The organism is Cellulomonas sp. P4_H4, assembly GCF_056400865.1.
This window is the reverse complement of sequence record NZ_JBFUKL010000002.1, coordinates 681,707-699,954: the sequence shown is the minus strand read 5'-3', so window position 1 is coordinate 699,954 and position 18,248 is coordinate 681,707. Positions and strand designations below refer to the sequence as shown.

The window sequence follows — 18,248 nt, the reverse complement described above, 5'->3', positions numbered from 1 at the left end:
TGTGTCCCAGGTGCGGAAGGAACGGTGTGCAGGAGCGAGACCATGCACGGGCCGGCGCCCCGGCGGCACCCGGCCAACAGCTGCGTCATCCGACACCTGCCCGGTCGCAAGGCCGCGCGGGGCCGCTCTCCCGCGGCCAGGTGACGTGGCTCCAGGCCGCCGCCGGCAACGCCGCGGTGGCACAGCGGCTCACCGTGCAACGAGATGCGACGCCCCCGACCCCGGCGCAGGCGGCGGCTTCCGGCGACGCTGACACGGTCTCCGACGTGCCCGCCGCAGCATGGTCCGGCGCTGAGAACGTCGACCGGCGCAACGCCGTGCTCGCGATGCTGAGGAAGTCGTTCATGTTCCCGTGGAACGACACCACGGTCGCGACCATCCTCAACTCCTACCCGGACCGCGAGTCGATGAAGGACCAGGACATCGAGGTGCTCCGCCGGGCCGCGGACCGCGGCTCCATCCGAGGCGGCGAGCTCTACAGGTACACACTGCTGGCGAACGACTTCGACCTCACAGTGAACGAACGCGCCCGGCAGAATGTCGCGAAGAACCTCGACGAGCTGGCCGAGATGGCGAAGAAATACGGCATCGGTCGGGAGGCCGAGGGCGGCGCGTCGGGCGTTGCGAGCTCGATGGACGAGCTGCAGCTCGCCGCCGGCCGGGTCGCCGACGCCCGCGCGGTGCAGGCAGAGCTCCGCAAGGTGCCGGTGGGAAAGAAGCCGCTCGACCCGCAGGCGCCCTTCCTGCCGTCGAACGACCTTGTGCTGTTCGACCCGGACGCGCAGCCGATCGCGCTGGGACCGGGTGGGGCGTCGTCGGTGATCGCGACTCCGAGCGCCGGCGGGTCGGGGATCGTGCCGTGGGAGCAGGTCAAGCGGGCGCACGACGCGGTCGAGCTGCAGACCGGCAAGCTGATGGCCGGCAACCCTGCGCTGTACGTGCTTGCAGCGGCACCCGCGCTGGACCAGCGGCTGCGCACCGACACCGAGCGCCTGCAGTTCGGCCGCAGCGCCCTGGCCGGTTTCGACACGCTCGGCCCGGACCAGGCCAAGAAGGAGCTCACGGCGGCGCACGAGCGGGCAAGGACCGCGCTCCTGAAGGTGCAGGCCGAGATCGGCATGCCGGGCGAGCCGGTCGACCGCTCCCGGATCGACACCGGTTCGATGGACGAGCTGGGGATGAACGTCGCCCACTACCCACGGTTCGACACGCCGTTCGCACGCTGGGTCACCCAGCACCATCTGGCCGCGCAAGTCACGCGCAAGGAGCGGATCGCCAACATCATCGACGCCGCCACCGCGGTCATCCTCGTTGGCGCCACGGTCGGCACCATGGGTGGGGCGGCCGCCGCGGCCGTCGCGCTGGGCGGCGCCGCTGCTGTGGCGGGGGTGGCCTCCGCAGGCACGCGGTGGTCGAACGCGGACGACCTGCGGACCAAGCAGGCAGCAGGCTTCAACCCCGAGGACAAGCTGACCAGCGACGCGAAGGTGGCCTCAGCCGAGCTGGAGGCCGTGCTGGCGACCGCAACGTCGATCCTCGCCGTCGTCGCGGCGGCGAAGGGTCTCGGCGCCCTCGGACTCTTCCGCCGGTCGTCGGTGGCTGACGACCTGGTGCGGCTGAACACCCTCAGCTCGCGACGCGCCGCCGAGGTGGTGGCAACCAGCGTCCGGGAGACCGGTCCACTCGCCACGGCTCAGGGCGCCGGCCTCGGCAACGACGTCTACGCGCTGCACAAGTACCTCGTTCCCGGCAGCCCGGAGGCCGCCGAGGTGCTCAAGGTGGCCGAGCTGATCTCGCACGGTCTGATGCCCGGCGTCGAGGGCGGCCTCTGGCGACCCGAGCTGGCGGGCGCCCGTCAACGCGCGACTCTCAACCAGCTGAAGGAGTGGGACGGCAGCAAGCGGATCTTGCTGACGCACCGCACGACCAACCTGGAAGCGGTGATGAACGGGACGCTGGAGCCGATGGAGCTGCCGCCGAACCTGAGGGCGAACCCGATGGCACCCAACGGCGTCTACTTCGTCTCTTCGCTGGAGGGCATGAACTACGGGCCGTACTGCTTCACGATCGAGCTCGACCAGATCGGGATGCACACCACCCCGAAGCCCGGAGAGTTCGTGGCGCGCGGCTCCTTCCCGCCGAGCGTCGGCCACTGGTTCCACATCGACGACCTGGCGGCGGCACGCGCGGCTAAGAAGTAGGACGTCGTCGCTCCAGGAGCCGGGGCGCGTTCCTCACGGTCCGGGTCGCGACGACGAACCACGACACGACGAGGTCTACGCCCAACACGACCGCAGGCCACGAGAAGGCGGCGAGGCCAGTGGTGGCGGCCCGCGCGCTCTCCCTAGGCGCGGTGCCGTCCCGGACGGGCGGCGGCGTACGCGGGCAGCAGCACGTTCTCGATGAGCGCCTGACGCTCGTCGTGGTGCAGGAAGCTGTGCTCGGCGGCCGTCACGGCGACGTCCCGGAGGTCGTCGAGGGTCCAGCCTGCCTGCTCGACGAGGAGCGTGAGCTCGCGGGTCAGCGACGTGCGCGACTGCAGGCGGTTGTCGGTGTTCACGGTGACGGCGAAGCCGAGCTGCTTCAGCCGGGTCACCGGGTGCTCGCCCACCGACGGCGCACCGCCCGTCTGCACGTTCGACGACGGGCACAGCTCGAGGGGGATGCGCCGGTCGCGGACCCAGTTCGCCAGCAGGCCCAGCCGCTCGCCCAGCTCGTCGGCAGACACGTCGTCGATGAGTCGCACGCCGTGGCCGATGCGCGCCGCCTGCGCCAGGTGCACGGCTTCGGCGATCGAGTCCAGCCCGGCCGCCTCGCCGGCGTGCACCGTGGCCGGGAAGTTCGCGTCGCGCAGCGTGTCGAATGCCGAGATGTGCCGCGACGGCGGGAAGCCGTCCTCGGCGCCGGCGATGTCGAAGCCGACGACGCCGTTGTCGCGGTTCGCGAGCGTCAGCTCGGCGATCTCGTCCCAGCGGTCGGCGTGCCGCATCGCCGTGACCAGGGTGCCGATGCGGATCGAGTTCCCCTGTGCGGCGGCCTCGGCCACGCCCTCGGCGAAGCCGGCCTGCACGGCCTCGACCACCTGCTGGAGCGAGAGGCCGTTGCGCAGGTGCTGCTCGGGCGCGTACCGCTGCTCGGCGTAGACCACGCCGTCGGCCGCGAGGTCGATCGCCGACTCGCGCGCGACACGACGCAGGTGCTCCTCGGTCTGCATGACGGCGATCGTGTGCTCGAACGTCTCGAGGTACAGCGGGAGCGTCCCCGACGACGCCGCCTCGTAGAACCAGGTGCCGAGCGCGTCCGCGTCGGTGGCAGGCAGGACGTGTCCGGCCTCCGCGGCCATCTCGATCATGCTCTGCGGACGTAGGCCGCCATCCAGATGGTCGTGCAGGAGCACCTTGGGCAGGCTCGGGATCAGGGCGACGAACGCGCCACGATCGTCAGCGGGAACTGCGACAGCGTCGTCGACGGCAGGCGCGACGGCAGACGGCTCGGCGGGGGTGCTCATGGCCTCACCGTACCGAAATGTCCGACGGCGTCACCTGGGCTCGTCGTCGTCCTCGGGAACCTCGGTGTCCTGCTCGACCACGTCGGCCTCGTCGGCCTGGCCGTCGAGGTCAGCGCGTGCGAACCCCGGCTCGTAGTCCTCGTCGTCGTCGGTCGTGTCGGTGTCGTCCGCGAGGCTCAACGGACGGTGCGGGTCCACCGGTGCCAGACCGGCGTCCTGCCAGGCGTCTTTCCCGGGAACGGTGCTCATTGCTCCATCGTGCCCCCGTGCAGCACGAGGCGCTCGTCAGGCCTCGATGCGGTCGATCACCAGCGGACGGACGCCGACCGGCGTGCCCGCGGGCGCGACCACGACGCCGCCCACGAGGGCCTCCTTGGCCCGCGCGAACCGCTCCGGCGTGTCCGTGTGCAGCGTCAGCAGCGGCTGCCCTGCACGCACGATGTCTCCCGGCCGTGCGTGCATCTCGACGCCCGCACCTGCCTGCACCGGGTCCTCCTTGCGGGCACGACCGGCGCCCAGGCGCCACGCCGCGATCCCGACCGCGTACGCATCGAGGACGGTGACGGTCCCGTCCGCCTCGGCCAGCACCTGCTCGGTCTCGCGCGCGACGGGCAGCGGCGCGTCGGCGTCGCCACCCTGCGACCGGATCATCCGCTTCCAGGCGTCCATGGCCCGTCCGTCCGCGAGCGCGGCCGCCGGGTCGGCGTCCGTGACCCCGGCGGCGACGAGCATCTCGTGCGCGAGTGCCACGGTCAGCTCGACCACGTCGGCCGGGCCGCCGCCGGCCAGCACCTCGACGGACTCCCGCACCTCGAGCGCGTTGCCCGCGGTGAGGCCGAGCGGCGTGGACATGTCGGTGAGCAGAGCGACCGTCTTGACGCCGGCGTCCGTGCCCAGCTCGACCATCGTGCGGGCCAGCTCACGCGCGCGGTCCAGGTCCTTCATGAACGCGCCGGAGCCGACCTTCACGTCGAGCACGAGTGCGCCCGTGCCCTCGGCGATCTTCTTGCTCATGATCGACGCCGCGATCATCGGGATCGACTCGACGGTGCCCGTGACGTCGCGCAGCGAGTAGAGCTTGCGGTCGGCCGGGGCGAGCCCGGACCCTGCCTGGCAGATGACGGCGCCGACGTCGTCGAGCTGCGCCATCATCTCCTCGTTGCTGAGGGCAGCGCGCCAGCCCGGGATCGACTCGAGCTTGTCGAGCGTGCCGCCCGTGTGCCCGAGCCCGCGACCCGACAGCTGCGGCACGGCGACGCCGAACACCGCGACGAGCGGGGCCAGAGGGAGCGTGATCTTGTCGCCCACGCCTCCGGTCGAGTGCTTGTCGGCGGTCGGGCGGGACAACCCGGAGAAGTCCATCCGCTCGCCCGACGCGATCATCGCGGCGGTCCAGCGGGCGATCTCGGCACGGTCCATCCCGTTGAGCAGGATCGCCATGGTCAGCGCCGACATCTGCTCCTCGGCGACCGCACCACGCGTGTAGGCGTCGACCACCCAGTCGATCTGCGCGTCCGACAGCCGGTGGCCGTCCCGCTTGGCGACGATCACGTCGACGGCGTCGAAGCTCATGCTCGCTCCTCCAGGTCGGCCGGTCCGAAAGCGTCCGGAAGGACCTCGGTCATCGGCTTGACGCCGTGCACGGTCTCGACGAGCAGGCGGGCTCCCCCGTGCTCCCACAACAGCTGCCGGCAGCGCCCGCACGGCATGAGGACGTTGCCGTGCTTGTCCACGCAGGTGAACGCCACGAGCCGACCGCCTCCGGAGACGTGCAGGCCGGAGACCAGGGCGCACTCGGCGCACAGCGTGACGCCGTACGACGCGTTCTCCACGTTGCAGCCCACCACGACGCGACCGTCGTCGACGAGCGCCGCGGCGCCGACCGGGAAGCTCGAGTAGGGCGCGTAGGCCCTGTGCATGACCTCGGTGGCGGCCGCCCGCAGGGCGTTCCAGTCGATCGGGTCGGTGCTCACGGTGCTCACTTCGTGTAGGGAACGCCCTCGGCGGCCGGCGGACGGACGCGGCCGACCAGACCGGCCACGGCGAAGATCGTCGCGAGGTACGGAAGCATCGCGAGCACGTCGCTCGGGATGGGCGATCCGAGGTTGTTGAGCACCCGGCGCAGCGCGTCGGCGAGGCCGAAGAACAGCGAGGCCGCGAGCGCGCCCTTGGGGCTCCACCTGCCGAGGATCATGGCCGCGAGGGCGATGTAGCCCTTCCCGGACGTCAGCTCCTTGGTGAAGGCCAGCCCGGCCGACACGAGTGCGGCGCCGCCGAGGCCGGCCAGCGCAGAGCCCAGGATCGTGGACCGCACACGCGTGACGTTGACCTTGATGCCGACGGTGTCGGCCGCCTTCGGGTGCTCGCCGACCGCGCGCATCCGCAGGCCCCAGCGGCTGCGGAACACGAGGATCTGCAGCACCGCGACCGTGACGTACATCAGGTACACGATCAGCGAGTGGTTGAACAGGACCGGGCCGATGACCGGGATCTGCGACAGCCCCGGGATCGGCAGGTTGGGCAGCCGCGGCGGCGAGTTGAGGTTCTGCGGGTCGTCGGTCAGGAGCGTCGAGAACAGGTAGTTGGTCAGGCCGATGACCAGCACGTTGAGCACGACGCCAACGATGATCTGGTCCACTCGGTACCGGATGGCGAACAGGACGAGCCCGCAGCCGACGAGCGCCCCGGCCACGAGTGCCGCGATCAGGCCGGTGTAGGCGTTCTTGGTGGTCGACGAGACGACGACGGCCAGGAACGCGCCGGCCAGCATCTGGCCCTCGATCGCGATGTTGATGATGCCCGAGCGCTCGCTGAGCAGACCGGCCATGGCGCCGAAGACCAGGGGCACGGACGCCACGAGCGCGGTGGTCAGAAGCAGCGTGAACGGCAGCGCGTTCGAGTTGCCCGCCATGACCCAGACGAGCAGCGCGAACAGGATGAGCACGCCGTACACGGGTGCGAGCCAGACGGGCGCCTTGCGCCGCGCACGGGCGAGCACCAGCGCGTACACGCCGAGGCCGATCGCGAGCAAGGACAGGATCGTCGCGGTCAGCCGTGACGGCACCGCGAACTGGTCCACCTTGAAGAAGTCGTTCGGCGTGGCGACCTGGAACGTCGTGGTGTCGGCGGCCGGCGTCAGCAGGCCGAAGAACACGAGCGACAGGACGCCGACGACCAGGTAGGTGATCGGCCCGCGCCAGCGGATGCCGACCTGGACGGGCTGCACGAGGGACTCGTGGACGATGGGCGCGTCGGGCCCGCTTGGCACGATCATGGTGCTCACGCCGCCGCCGCCTTCCGGTCGTAGCCGAACAAGGTCGCCACCCAGTGGAAGATGGACAGCTCACGCACCAGGGGCGGTGCGGCGATCAGCAGGACGATCACTGCCTGGATGACGAGCACCAGGTCGATGGGCGTCCCGGCCGCGGTCTGCATCAGGGGTGAGCCCGCGCGCAGCGCCCCGAAGAGCAGCGCGGCGAGCACCGTGCCCAGAGGTCTGGACCTGCCCAGCAGCGCGACGGTGATGGCGTCGAAACCGATCGAGCCCGCACTGCCCGCCTGGAACGTGCGGTCCGTGCCGAGGATCTGCATCGCGCCACCCAGGCCGGCCAGGGCACCGGCGAAGAGCATGACCAGGACGAACATGAGCGGCACGCGGATGCCGGCCGTGCGGGCTGCGTCCTGGTTGGCGCCGATCGCGCGGAACTTGAACCCGAGCGTCGAGCGCTCCATGATCCACCACACGATCACGGCGGCCAGGATGGCCACGATGAACCCGGCGTGCAGCCGGAACTGGGGCCCGAGCAGCAGCGGCATCAGGGCCGTGTCCCGCACGGGTGCGGTGACGGGCCGCTGGCCGCCGGGCTGACGCAGCACCGACGTGGTGAGCAGGTAGGACACGAGGTAGAACGCGATCGAGTTCAGCATGATCGTGACGATCACCTCGCTGGCTCCCGTGCGCGCCTTGAGGAAGCCCGCGATGCCGGCCCAGAGGCCACCGACGACCATCGCCGCGAGGCACGCCGCGATGACGTGCACGACGACCGGCATGTCGAACTTGAAGCCCACGTACGCGCCGGCTGCGGCGCCGACGAGCACCTGGCCCTGGGCGCCGATGTTGAACAGCCCGGACCGGAAACCCATACCGAGTCCGAGACCGGCCAGGATCAGCGGCACCGAGGCCACCATCGTCTCGGTGATCGGCCTGATCCTGCGGGCGCCGGTCGCCTCGTAGTCGAAGATCGCGCCGCGGAACAGGGCCGAGTACGTCGAGAAGATCGAGTCCCAGGCGGCGCCGAAGAAGTCTCCGGGCTTGGCGAAGATGTAGGCGGCGGCCTTCTGCGACGCCGGGTCGGCCGCGACGACGAGGATCGCGGCGAGGCAGAGGGCGATGAAGATCGCGACGATGACGGTGGTCGTCGTCGAGTCCATCACCGCCTGCAGGTAAGGACGCTTCGGGCCGGTCGGCTGCTCCGGCGCCGGAGCCGGCGCCGGGGCGTCCTGGACGGTGGTGGTCACGCCTGCTCCTCGTCGTCGGTCGCGGGGGCTTGGTCGGAGGGGGCGGGCGAGGCCTCTGCCGCGGGCACGGCAAGCTCCGCGTCGAGGTCGAGGTCCTCGACGACCGCGTCCACCTCGGCCAGTGCCGTGTGGTGCCCGAGGGCCTGCTCACGCGCCTGCTCGAGCGGGATGCCCGCCATCATCAGGCCGAGCACGTCCCGGTCGGAGGTGTGACCACCCGGCACGACGCCGATGATCTTGCCGCGGTACATGACGGCGATCCGGTCAGCGAGCGCGAGCACCTCGTCGAGCTCGGTCGAGACGATGATGACCGGCGTGCCTTTGTCGCGCTCGGAGACGATCCGCTTGTGCACGAACTCGATCGAGCCGACGTCCAGCCCGCGCGTCGGCTGTGACGCGACGAGCAGGCGCAGCGGCCGGGACATCTCACGCGCCAGGACGACCTTCTGCTGGTTGCCGCCGGACAGCGTGCTCACCGGGTCCTGGACCGAGCGGACACGGATGTCGAACTCCTCGACCCGGACCGCGGCGTTCTCGGCCACACGAGCGGGGCTCAAGGACCCGCCACGGGCGAACGGCTTGCTGCGGTGCATGTCGAGGATCAGATTCTCCGCGATCGAGAACGAGGAGATCAGTCCGTCGCTGCTGCGGTCCTCGGGCACGAAGCCCACGCCCGCCTCGAGGACACCGGCCACGGAGCGCCCGCCGAGCTCGGTGCCGTCGAGCAGGAGCGAACCGCTGGCAGGCTTCTGCAGCCCGAGGATCGTCTCGGTCAGCTCGGTCTGGCCGTTGCCCTGGACGCCGGCGATCGCGAGGATCTCGCCGCGGTGCACGTCGAAGGAGACGTCGTCGACCACGGCCACGCCGTTGGCGTCGAACACCGTGAGCGCTCGGACCGCGAAGGACGCGTCACCGGGCGTCGCGTCCGCCTTCTCGACCGCGAGGCTGACCGACCGCCCGACCATGAGGGAGGCGAGCTCGACCTCGGTGCTCGCGGGGGTGGCCGTACCGACGACCTTGCCTCGGCGGATGACGCTGATGGTGTCCGCGACGGCGCGGACCTCGCGCAGCTTGTGCGTGATGAAGACGATGGACGTCCCGGCCGCCTTGAGCTGGCGCATGATCGCGATCAGCTCGTCGGTCTCCTGGGGCGTGAGCACCGCCGTCGGCTCGTCGAGGATGAGGACCTCGGCGTTGCGCGACAGCGCCTTGATGATCTCGACGCGCTGCTGGACGCCCACGGGCAGGTCCTCGACGAGCGCGTCCGGGTCCACGGCGAACCCGAACCGGTCCGAGATCTCGCGGACGCGGCGACGCGCTTCCTTGAGGTCGATCAGACCGCCGGCCGCGGTCGGCTCGTGGCCGAGCACCACGTTCTCGGCCACGGTGAACACCGGGATGAGCATGAAGTGCTGGTGGACCATGCCGATCCCCGCGGCCATCGCGTCGCCCGGCCCGGCGAACGTGCGCTGCTGGCCGTCGACGAGGATCTGCCCTGCGTCGGGCTGGTAGAGCCCGTACAGGACGTTCATCATCGTCGACTTGCCGGCGCCGTTCTCGCCGAGCAACGCGTGGATCTCGCCTGGTGCGAACGTCAGGTCGATGCCGTCATTGGCAACCAACGAGCCGAAACGCTTCGTGATGCCTCGCAGTTCGAGCTGCACGCTCGCCGCCTTTCACCCGGTCCTGTGAGCGACATTAGCCCTGATGGGCGCCGACGCACGGGTGGCCCGGGACGTGTCCGTCCCGGGCCACCCGTCGACGTCGACGCCTACTGCTCGAAGGTCAGCTGACCTTGTTCGCGGAGGGCGAGTCGACGACGAGCGAACCGTCGATGATCGACGCCTTGAGCTCGTCGATCTTGGAGGCGAGCTCCGCCGGGACCTTCGACTCGAAGTCGTGGTACGGCGCGAGGGCGACGCCCTCGTTCTCGAGCGTGCCGACGTACGGCGTGTTGCTGAAGTCGCCCGCGGACGACGTCTTGATGGTGTCGAAGACCGCTGCCTGGATCTGCTTCATCACCGAGGTGAGCAGCAGCGACTTGTACTGGTCGTTGGCCGGCTGCAGGAAGCCGTCCGAGTCGACCCAGATGACCGCGGTGTCGGGGTGCTGGCTCGCGGCGTTGAGCGCACCGGCACCGACCGGACCGGCGACGGGCAGGATGATGTCCGCGCCCGCGGCGATGAACTGCTCGGTCGTGGTGCGACCCGCCTCGGTGTCGGAGAAGTTGCCGATCATCGAGCCGTTCTGAGCGGCCTTGTCCCAACCGAGGAGCTTGACGGACTTGCCGCTGTCCGTGTTGTACGCGGTGATGCCGTCGGAGAAGCCGTCCATGAAGATCGTGACGGACGGGAAGGGCTGACCGCCGAACGTGGCGACCGTGCCCGTCTTGGACATGCCCGCGGCGAGGTAGCCGGCGAGGTACGCGGACTCCTGCGTGTTGAACAGCAGGGGCTTGGCGTTGTCGAGCGTGACGGGCGCGAAGTTCGCGTCGGAGAACGCCGAGTCGACCAGCGCGAAGTCGATGTCCGGGTTCGCCTCGGCCGCCGCCTGGACGGCGTCCTCGAGCGCGAAGCCGACGCCGATGATCAGGTTGCAGCCCTGCTGCACCATGGAGTCGACGTTGGTCGTGTACTGGCCCGGGTCCGTGGACTCGGCGGACTTGATCGTGATGCCCAGCTCGTCCTCGGCCTGCGTCATGCCCTTGTAGCCCGACTCGTTGAACGAGGCGTCGTCGAAACCGCCCTCGTCGGACACCATGCACGCGGTGTAGTCGACCGTGGTGGCGGCGCTGGATCCGCCGTCGGTGGGCGAGCTCTCGTCCTCCGGTGCACTGCCACACGCCGCAAGCGCGAGCGCGAGCGCCCCGCCGAGCGCAGCCACTCGAATGATCTTGTTCACGCGCGTCTCCTGAATCTCGTCAGCTTCTTGCCCTACAGGTTTCGATCGCCATGCGGCGCCACGGTTCGCCTGCCCGGCATTGATGGTTCGGACCTTAGCCAGCGAGGCGTGACGCGGATGTTACCGACAGGTATCGGAGGCGTTCTGTTACCGACTTGGAACATCGGACCAGGTGGCGGACGCGGCGTCTCAACCTGCGAGCAGAGCTGCCCGCGCGAGGAAGAGCGCGCCGACCTCGACAGCGCGCTCGTCGACCCGGAGGTCGCCCTGGTGGATGTCGTACGTGTGGCCGCCGGGCGTGCGGGTGCCCAAGCGCGCCATCGCGCCGGGAACCCTGGTCAGGTACCACGCGAAGTCCTCTCCGCCCAGGGACTGCTCGGTCAGCAGCACGGAGCCCGCGCCCAGCACGGCGTGCGCGGCCTCCTCGAGGACCCCGGTGGCGTGGGACGCGTTCTCGACGGGCGGCACCCCACGGTGGTGGCGGACGTCCACCTCGACCTCGAGGGAGGCGACGACGTTCTCGACAGCCGCGTGGAACACCTCGGACGCCTTCTCCCACGCGCGCACGTCGAGGCAGCGCAGGGTGCCACGCAGCGTGCCGCTCGCGGGGATCGCGTTGTGGGCGGAACCCGCCTGGACGGCTCCCCACGTCAGGTTGACGCCCGAGCGTGGGTCCAGACGGCGACCGAGGATCGCGGGCACCTGCGTGATGACCTGTCCGAGCGCGAACACCACGTCGCCGGTCAGGTGCGGTCGGGACGTGTGCCCGCCGGGTCCGGAGATGGTGACCGTGACCTCGTCGCTGGCCGACGTGATCGGACCGATGCGCGTGCCCACCTGGCCGACGTCCACCTTGGGGTCGCAGTGGAACGCGAAGATCTGCCCGACGCCGTCGAGCCCGCCCGCCGCGATCACGTCGAGCGCGCCGCCCGGCTGGACCTCTTCCGCCGGCTGGAACACGAGCCGGACCCCGGTGGTCAGCTGGTCCGCCACCTGCGCGAGCAGCAGGCCGGCGCCGAGGACCGCGCTGGTGTGCACGTCGTGGCCGCACGCGTGCGCGATGCCGCGATTCTTCGACGCCCACGGCAGACCGGTGGTGTCGGCGACGGGCAGCGCGTCGAGGTCCGCGCGCAGTGCGATGCGCTGCCGCCCGGTCACCGTCGGCCCCGGCCCGATGTCGCAGACCAGGCCGGTGCCCGGCAGGAGGTGCGGTTCGAGGCCAGCGGCACGCAGCCGGTCCGCGACCAACCGGGTGGTCCGCACCTCGGTGCGACCGAGCTCGGGGTGGGCGTGGATGTCTCGGCGGACGGCGACGAGCTCGTCGCGCAGCGGGTCGAACAGCGCGGCCAGCTGCACCGAGACCGCCTCCGTGGGGGCTGGGCGCAACGAGGTCAGCGGGGCGACGGTGGTGAGGTCGGGCACGCTTGTGACCCTAGCCGCGGGTGGCGGTCGCAGCGGAGCGCGTCGACCTACAGGAGGTCGTCGCGACCCTGCGCGCGCCAGCCGTCCACGGCCGACTTGACCGACTGTGCGTGCGCGCGTGTGGTCACGAGCACCGCGCCGGGGGTGTCGACGACGACGACGTCGGGCAGTCCGACGACCGTCACGGTCCGACCGTCGGCCGCGACGACGAGGGACCCGTCGGAGTCGATGCGCTGGACGGCGGCGGCGTCGCCGAGCGTCCCTCCGCTCAGCAGGCCCGCGAGCGACGCGAAGTCACCGACGTCGTCCCAGTCGAAGTCCCCGGGGACCACAGCGACACCACCCGCGGCCGCGACGGGCTCCGCGATGGCGTGGTCGATCGCGATCTTGGTCAGGCCCGGCCAGACGCGCTCGAGCACGGCTGGGCCGTCGGGTCCGTCCCAGGCGGCGGCGATCTCGAGCAGACCGGCCGCGAGCGGCGGGAGCTCGCGCGCGAGGTGGTCGAGCAGCACCCGCGCCGAGACGATGAACATGCCCGCGTTCCAGCGGTACTCCCCCGTGGCCAGGTACTCGGCCGCGGTCTGCGCGTCCGGCTTCTCGGTGAACCCGGCGACGTGCTGGGCACGCGGTGCCTCGTCGAGACCCAGGCTCGCCCCGGACCGGACGTACCCGAAGGCCGTCGACGGCTCCGTCGCACGGATGCCGATGGTGACGACGTACCCGGCACGCGCGGCGACGACGCCCTCGCGCACGGTCTGCTCGAACGCGGCCGTCCCCGAGATCACGTGGTCCGCTGCGAACGAGCCGAGCACGACGTCCTCGCCGTGCCGCTCCAGCAGCACGGCGGCCGCGAGCCCGATGGCCGCCATCGAGTCGCGCGGTGACGGCTCGGCCAGCACCTGGCCTGCGGCGAGCTCGGGCAGCTGCGCGGCGACGGCCTGGGCGTGCCGCGTGCCGGTCACGACGAGGAGCCCCTCGGTCAGCGGGCTCAACCGGTCGACCGTGGCCTGCAGAAGGGTGCGGCCCGACCCGGTCAGGTCGAGCAGGAACTTGGGGTGCCCGGCCCGAGAGAGCGGCCACAGGCGCGTCCCGGCGCCACCTGCAGGGATGACGGCGTGGAAGCCCGCGATGACCGAGGCGCTGGAAGACATGGGGGTCAGGCTAGTCATCGCCCGGCCGCGGTCCGCCTGTGGAGTACCTCACACGCGGCCGTCCACGGCGCGACCCTCCACAAGTCGTTCACTACAGTGAGGCTGTCTAGGGACGACGACGTCCGCACCCCCGACTCGCCAGGAGGGTCACCCAGTGTCCGCAGCGCCCGATGCGCCGGTGAAGCGCAAAGCGCCCGCCGGAACGCTCTACCGAGGGCGGGAAGGCATGTGGTCGTGGGTCGCGCACCGCGTCACAGGTGTCGCGATCTTCTTCTTCCTCCTTGTGCACGTGCTCGACACGTCCCTGGTCCGGATCTCCCCCGAGGCCTACAACGACGTCATCGGTACGTACAAGAACCCGATCATGGGGCTCGGTGAGGCCGGCCTGGTCGCCGCCATCGTGTTCCACGCGTTCAACGGCATCCGGATCATCCTCGTGGACTTCTGGGCCAAGGGCCCGAAGTACCAGCGGCTCATGCTCTGGATCGTCGTCGGCCTGTTCGTCGTGACGATGGCCGGCTTCCTGCCCCGCCACCTGATGCACGTGTTCGGGGGCGAGTGATGAGCACCATCGCCGACCCGAAGGCCCCGCGCGCACCTCGCGCCCGCCCGTCGCGACTCACCACGCGCGGCAACACCGAGCTGTACGGCTGGGTGTTCATGCGGGCGTCCGGCGTCATCCTGCTGGTCCTGATCTTCGGGCACCTCTTCGTCAACCTCGTCCTGGGCGAGGGCGTCAAGGCCATCGACTTCGGCTTCGTCGCCGGCAAGTGGGCGTCGCCCTTCTGGCAGGTCTGGGACCTGCTCATGCTCTGGCTCGCGATGATCCACGGCACCAATGGCATGCGGACGATCGTCAACGACTACGCCGAGCGCGACGGTCTGCGGCTCGCCCTCAAGGTCACGCTGTACCTCGCGTTCACGGTCGTCGTCGTCCTGGGCACGCTGGTGATCTTCACGTTCGACCCGTGCCCGTCCGGCTCACCCGCGGACCTGCTCCCGTCGTTCTGCACCGCCTGACCCTCGCGATCCCCCGAAGCAACAGGAAGGCATCGACCCCGATGCAGACCCACCAGTACGACGTCGTGATCGTCGGCGCGGGCGGCGCCGGCATGCGCGCGGCCCTCGAGTCCTCGACGCGCGTGCGCACGGCCGTCATCTCCAAGCTCTACCCGACGCGCTCCCACACGGGTGCGGCGCAGGGCGGCATGTGCGCCGCGCTCGCCAACGTCGAGGAGGACAACTGGGAGTGGCACACGTTCGACACCGTCAAGGGTGGTGACTACCTGGTCGACCAGGACGCCGCCGAGGTCATGGCCAAGGAGGCCATCGACGCGGTGCTCGACCTGGAGAAGATGGGCCTGCCGTTCAACCGCACGCCCGAGGGCAAGATCGACCAGCGCCGGTTCGGCGGGCACACCCGCAACCACGGCGAGGCCGCCGTGCGCCGGTCCTGCTACGCCGCGGACCGCACCGGCCACATGATCCTGCAGACCCTCTACCAGCAGTGCGTGAAGAACGAGGTCGAGTTCTTCAACGAGTTCTACGTGCTCGACCTGCTCGTCGACCACGACCTCGCCGCCGGCCACGTGCCGGACGGCGAGGAGGTCAACGTCTCGGGCGTCGTGGCCTACGAGCTGGCCACGGGCGAGATCCACGTCTTCCGCGCCAAGTCGGTGGTCATGGCCACGGGTGGCGCCGGGAAGATCTACAAGACGACCTCGAACGCCCACACCCTCACCGGTGACGGCATGGCGCTGGCGTACCGCCGCGGCATCCCGCTCGAGGACATGGAGTTCTTCCAGTTCCACCCGACCGGCCTCGCGGGACTCGGCATCCTGCTGTCGGAGGCGGCGCGCGGCGAGGGCGGCATCCTGCGCAACTCCGAGGGCGAGCGCTTCATGGAGCGCTACGCCCCCACCATCAAGGACCTGGCCCCACGTGACATCGTCGCGCGGTCCATGGCCAACGAGGTGCGCGAGGGCCGCGGCGCCGGTCCCAACAAGGACTACGTGCTGCTCGACCTGACGCACCTCGAGCCCGCGCACATCGACGCCAAGCTGCCGGACATCACCGAGTTCGCGCGCACGTACCTGGGCATCGAGCCCTACTACGAGCCCGTCCCGGTGTACCCGACCGCTCACTACGCGATGGGCGGCATCCCCACCAACATCGAGGCGCAGGTGCTGCGCAACTCGACCGACATCATCCGTGGGCTCTTCGCCGCGGGCGAGGTCGCGTGCGTGAGCGTGCACGGCTCGAACCGTCTGGGTACCAACTCCTTGCTGGACATCAACGTGTTCGGCAAGCGGGCCGGCATCTCGGCGGCCGCGTACGCGCTGCAGGCGTCGTGGGTCGAGCTGCCCGAGGGGGCCGCGGACTCCGTCGTCGCCGGCCTCGAGGAGATCCGGACCCGTCCCGACGGCGAGCGCGTCGCCGACCTGCGCAAGGCGCTCCAGGAGTCGATGGACCTCAACGCCCAGGTTTTCCGCACCAAGGAGTCGCTCGAGCAGGCGCTCGAGGACGTGAAGAGCCTGCAGAAGCGCTTCCGGCACGTGAGCGTCCAGGACAAGAGCCGGATGTTCAACACCGACCTGCTCGAGGCCGTCGAGCTCGGGTTCCTGCTCGACATCGCGGAGACCGTCGTCGTCGGCGCCCTCAACCGCGCCGAGTCCCGCGGCGGGCACTTCCGCGAGGACTTCCCGGACCGCGACGACAAGAACTACATGCTGCACACGATGGCGTACCGGCGTCCGCTGCCCGTCAAGGGGCACCGCCTGTGGGGCACGAACACCGACGGCGACCACAAGGGCGCGTTCGCCCACACCACCGTCTTCGAGGACTACCAGCTCGTGCTGGGCTCCAAGCCCGTCACGGTGACCCGCTACCAGCCGATGGAGCGTAAGTACTGATGACCGCAACGCTCGACGCTCCCTCGGCAGCGCCCGTGATCCCGTCGTTCGACGTCACTCTCAAGGTCCGTCGCTACCTGCCCGGCGACGACGGCACCGCTGAGCCGTACTGGGACGAGTTCACCGTCCGCGCGCACGGCACGGACCGCGTGCTCGACGCGCTGCACAAGGTGAAGTGGGAGGAGGACGGCTCGTTGACCTTCCGCCGTTCCTGCGCCCACGGCGTGTGCGGTTCCGACGCCATGCGCATCAACGGCCGCAACCGCCTGGCCTGCAAGACGCTGCTCAAGGACCTCGACATCAAGAAGCCGATCACGGTCGAGCCCATCAAGGGCCTCCCGGTGATCAAGGACCTCGTCGTCGACATGGAGCCGTTCTTCGCGTCGTACCGCGAGATCATGCCGTTCCTCATCACCACGGGGAACGAGCCCACCAAGGAGCGACTGCAGAGCGCCGAGCAGCGCGAGCGGTTCGACGACACGACCAAGTGCATCCTGTGCGCCGCGTGCACCTCGTCGTGCCCGGTCTTCTGGACCGACGGGCAGTACTTCGGCCCCGCGGCCATCGTGAACGCGCACCGGTTCATCTTCGACAGTCGTGACGAGGGCGGCGCCCAGCGCCTGGAGATCCTCAACGACAAGGAGGGCGTGTGGCGCTGCCGCACGACCTTCAACTGCACCGAGGCGTGCCCGCGTGGGATCGAAGTGACCAAGGCGATCCAAGAAGTGAAACGCGCGATGATCACGCGCGCCTTCTGACCCAGCACGGCCCAGGCCGCGACGAGCACCGCGAAACGCGCGATGATCACGCGCGCCTTCTGAGCGACGCATCGGGATCGACGATCGATTCGGTCTGTGCTCGACTGTCGTCGTGAACACCGCATGGCACGAGACGCACGTGCTCGGACAGGGCGCTCCGCTCGACGCGCGCGTCGCCTGGCACGTCGAGCATGCGACCGCGTGCGGGTGCCGCGCGGTCCCGGCGACCGTCGTCGCGGAGCTGGAGCGTCGGGGAGAGCCCGTCCCGGAACGCCGCAGTGACGCCTGACGACGAGGTCACGCTGCCGGGCGGGAACGTCGGCGGTGCGGTGCGCGTCGGTGACACCGTCCGGCGCCCGACCGGTCCATGGACCCCCGCGGTGCACGAGCTGCTCGAGTTCCTGGCGACCGCCGGCGTCGAGAACATCCCCCGTGTGCTCGGCATCGACGAGCGGGGTCGCGAGATCCTCACGTTCCTGCCGGGCCACGTGCTCGACATCGGCACCGAGCGCCCGAGCGCCGCCCAGACGGGGTCGGCGATGCGCTGGCTGCGCGCGTTCCACACCGCGGTGGCGGGGTTCGGCCGCGAGAGCCGGCGGTGGAGGTTCGTCGAGCGCGCGCTGGAGCCCGGCGAGATCGTCTGCCACCACGACACGGCGATCTACAACATGGTCTTCGACGGCGACGAGCTGGCGGGCGTCTTCGACTGGGACGTGGCCGGGCCCGGCGTCCCGCTGGACGACGTGGCGATGTACGCGTGGAACAGCGCTGTGCTGCATCCCGACGGGGACGGGCCCGAGATGGCCGACGACCTACGCGCGATTGCCCGCGGCTACGGGGGCATCGACCCGCACGACCTGCTCGACCACGTCCCCGTCCGGATCACGTCGGCGACCGACCGCATCCTGGCCGGCCAGCGTGCGGGCGACCCCGGGATGCTCCGGCTGGGGATGGTCGGGGAGCCTGCGTCGACCCTCGATCGGCTCGACACCCTGAGTGCCCGCCTGCAGGAGCTCCACGACCTCCTGGGCTAGCGTCGAAAATCCCCCGGAGAGGCACCGATCTGCTGGCCGGCCCA

17 protein-coding genes are annotated in these 18,248 nt (G+C 70.4%); 7 read left to right on the top strand and 10 right to left on the bottom strand.

Annotation, left to right across the window (positions count from 1 at the left end; genetic code table 11):
• Positions 1–140 precede the first annotated feature (140 nt).
• The gene (locus tag AC1DPN_RS09455; protein WP_477084473.1) at positions 141–2,201 is read left to right on the top strand and encodes a hypothetical protein; all 2,061 of its coding nucleotides are present in this window, start codon (positions 141–143) and stop codon (positions 2,199–2,201) included.
• A 143-nt stretch (positions 2,202–2,344) separates the two neighbouring features.
• On the opposite strand, the gene AC1DPN_RS09450 is transcribed toward AC1DPN_RS09455, so the two are convergent.
• The 10 genes from AC1DPN_RS09450 to AC1DPN_RS09405 all read right to left on the bottom strand — a co-directional run bounded on the left by AC1DPN_RS09450 (position 2,345) and on the right by AC1DPN_RS09405 (position 13,500).
• Positions 2,345–3,508: an adenosine deaminase gene (locus tag AC1DPN_RS09450; RefSeq protein WP_477084472.1), complete on the bottom strand. Its 1,164-nt coding sequence runs from the start codon at positions 3,506–3,508 to the stop codon at positions 2,345–2,347.
• A 30-nt stretch (positions 3,509–3,538) separates the two neighbouring features.
• Positions 3,539–3,757 (bottom strand): hypothetical protein, encoded by a 219-nt coding sequence (locus AC1DPN_RS09445; protein ID WP_477084471.1) that lies wholly within the window; start codon positions 3,755–3,757, stop codon positions 3,539–3,541.
• 36 nt (positions 3,758–3,793) lie between these two features.
• Positions 3,794–5,080, bottom strand: a complete 1,287-nt coding sequence (locus AC1DPN_RS09440; RefSeq protein ID WP_477084470.1) for a thymidine phosphorylase — start codon at positions 5,078–5,080, stop codon at positions 3,794–3,796.
• Positions 5,077–5,481, bottom strand: a complete 405-nt coding sequence (locus AC1DPN_RS09435) for a cytidine deaminase (RefSeq protein ID WP_477084469.1) — start codon at positions 5,479–5,481, stop codon at positions 5,077–5,079. Before AC1DPN_RS09435 ends, AC1DPN_RS09440 begins: the two co-directional genes overlap by 4 nt.
• A 5-nt stretch (positions 5,482–5,486) precedes the next feature.
• Positions 5,487–6,782: an ABC transporter permease gene (locus tag AC1DPN_RS09430; protein WP_477084601.1), complete on the bottom strand. Its 1,296-nt coding sequence runs from the start codon at positions 6,780–6,782 to the stop codon at positions 5,487–5,489.
• Positions 6,783–6,787: 5 nt separating this feature from the next.
• The gene (locus AC1DPN_RS09425; RefSeq protein ID WP_477084468.1) at positions 6,788–8,026 is read right to left on the bottom strand and encodes an ABC transporter permease; all 1,239 of its coding nucleotides are present in this window, start codon (positions 8,024–8,026) and stop codon (positions 6,788–6,790) included.
• Complete coding sequence (locus AC1DPN_RS09420) at positions 8,023–9,690, bottom strand: ABC transporter ATP-binding protein (RefSeq protein WP_477084467.1); 1,668 nt, start codon at positions 9,688–9,690, stop codon at positions 8,023–8,025. Before AC1DPN_RS09420 ends, AC1DPN_RS09425 begins: the two co-directional genes overlap by 4 nt.
• 121 nt (positions 9,691–9,811) lie before the next feature.
• Complete coding sequence (locus AC1DPN_RS09415; RefSeq protein ID WP_477084466.1) at positions 9,812–10,927, bottom strand: BMP family lipoprotein; 1,116 nt, start codon at positions 10,925–10,927, stop codon at positions 9,812–9,814.
• A 189-nt stretch (positions 10,928–11,116) separates the two neighbouring features.
• Positions 11,117–12,349 (bottom strand): amidohydrolase, encoded by a 1,233-nt coding sequence (locus AC1DPN_RS09410; protein WP_477084465.1) that lies wholly within the window; start codon positions 12,347–12,349, stop codon positions 11,117–11,119.
• Between the two features lie 47 nt (positions 12,350–12,396).
• Complete coding sequence (locus AC1DPN_RS09405; RefSeq protein ID WP_477084464.1) at positions 12,397–13,500, bottom strand: mannose-1-phosphate guanylyltransferase; 1,104 nt, start codon at positions 13,498–13,500, stop codon at positions 12,397–12,399.
• A gap of 178 nt (positions 13,501–13,678) precedes the next feature.
• On the opposite strand from AC1DPN_RS09405, the gene sdhC reads away from it, so the two are divergent.
• From sdhC to AC1DPN_RS09375, 6 genes are all read left to right on the top strand, one after another.
• Positions 13,679–14,062: a succinate dehydrogenase, cytochrome b556 subunit gene (gene sdhC, locus AC1DPN_RS09400; RefSeq protein ID WP_477084463.1), complete on the top strand. Its 384-nt coding sequence runs from the start codon at positions 13,679–13,681 to the stop codon at positions 14,060–14,062.
• Positions 14,062–14,520: a succinate dehydrogenase, hydrophobic membrane anchor protein gene (gene sdhD / locus AC1DPN_RS09395; protein ID WP_477084462.1), complete on the top strand. Its 459-nt coding sequence runs from the start codon at positions 14,062–14,064 to the stop codon at positions 14,518–14,520. Before sdhC ends, sdhD begins: the two co-directional genes overlap by 1 nt.
• Before the next feature lie 41 nt (positions 14,521–14,561).
• Positions 14,562–16,412, top strand: a complete 1,851-nt coding sequence (sdhA, locus tag AC1DPN_RS09390; protein WP_477084461.1) for a succinate dehydrogenase flavoprotein subunit — start codon at positions 14,562–14,564, stop codon at positions 16,410–16,412.
• A complete protein-coding gene (locus AC1DPN_RS09385; protein WP_477084460.1) occupies positions 16,412–17,170 on the top strand; it encodes a succinate dehydrogenase iron-sulfur subunit in 759 nt (252 codons plus the stop codon). The genes sdhA and AC1DPN_RS09385 overlap by 1 nt, the downstream gene beginning before the upstream one ends.
• A gap of 112 nt (positions 17,171–17,282) precedes the next feature.
• On the top strand, positions 17,283–17,459 hold the full coding sequence (locus AC1DPN_RS09380; protein WP_477084459.1) for a hypothetical protein: 177 nt from the start codon (positions 17,283–17,285) through the stop codon (positions 17,457–17,459).
• Complete coding sequence (locus AC1DPN_RS09375) at positions 17,449–18,204, top strand: phosphotransferase enzyme family protein (RefSeq protein ID WP_477084458.1); 756 nt, start codon at positions 17,449–17,451, stop codon at positions 18,202–18,204. The genes AC1DPN_RS09380 and AC1DPN_RS09375 overlap by 11 nt, the downstream gene beginning before the upstream one ends.
• The last annotated feature ends 44 nt before the right edge of the window (positions 18,205–18,248 follow it).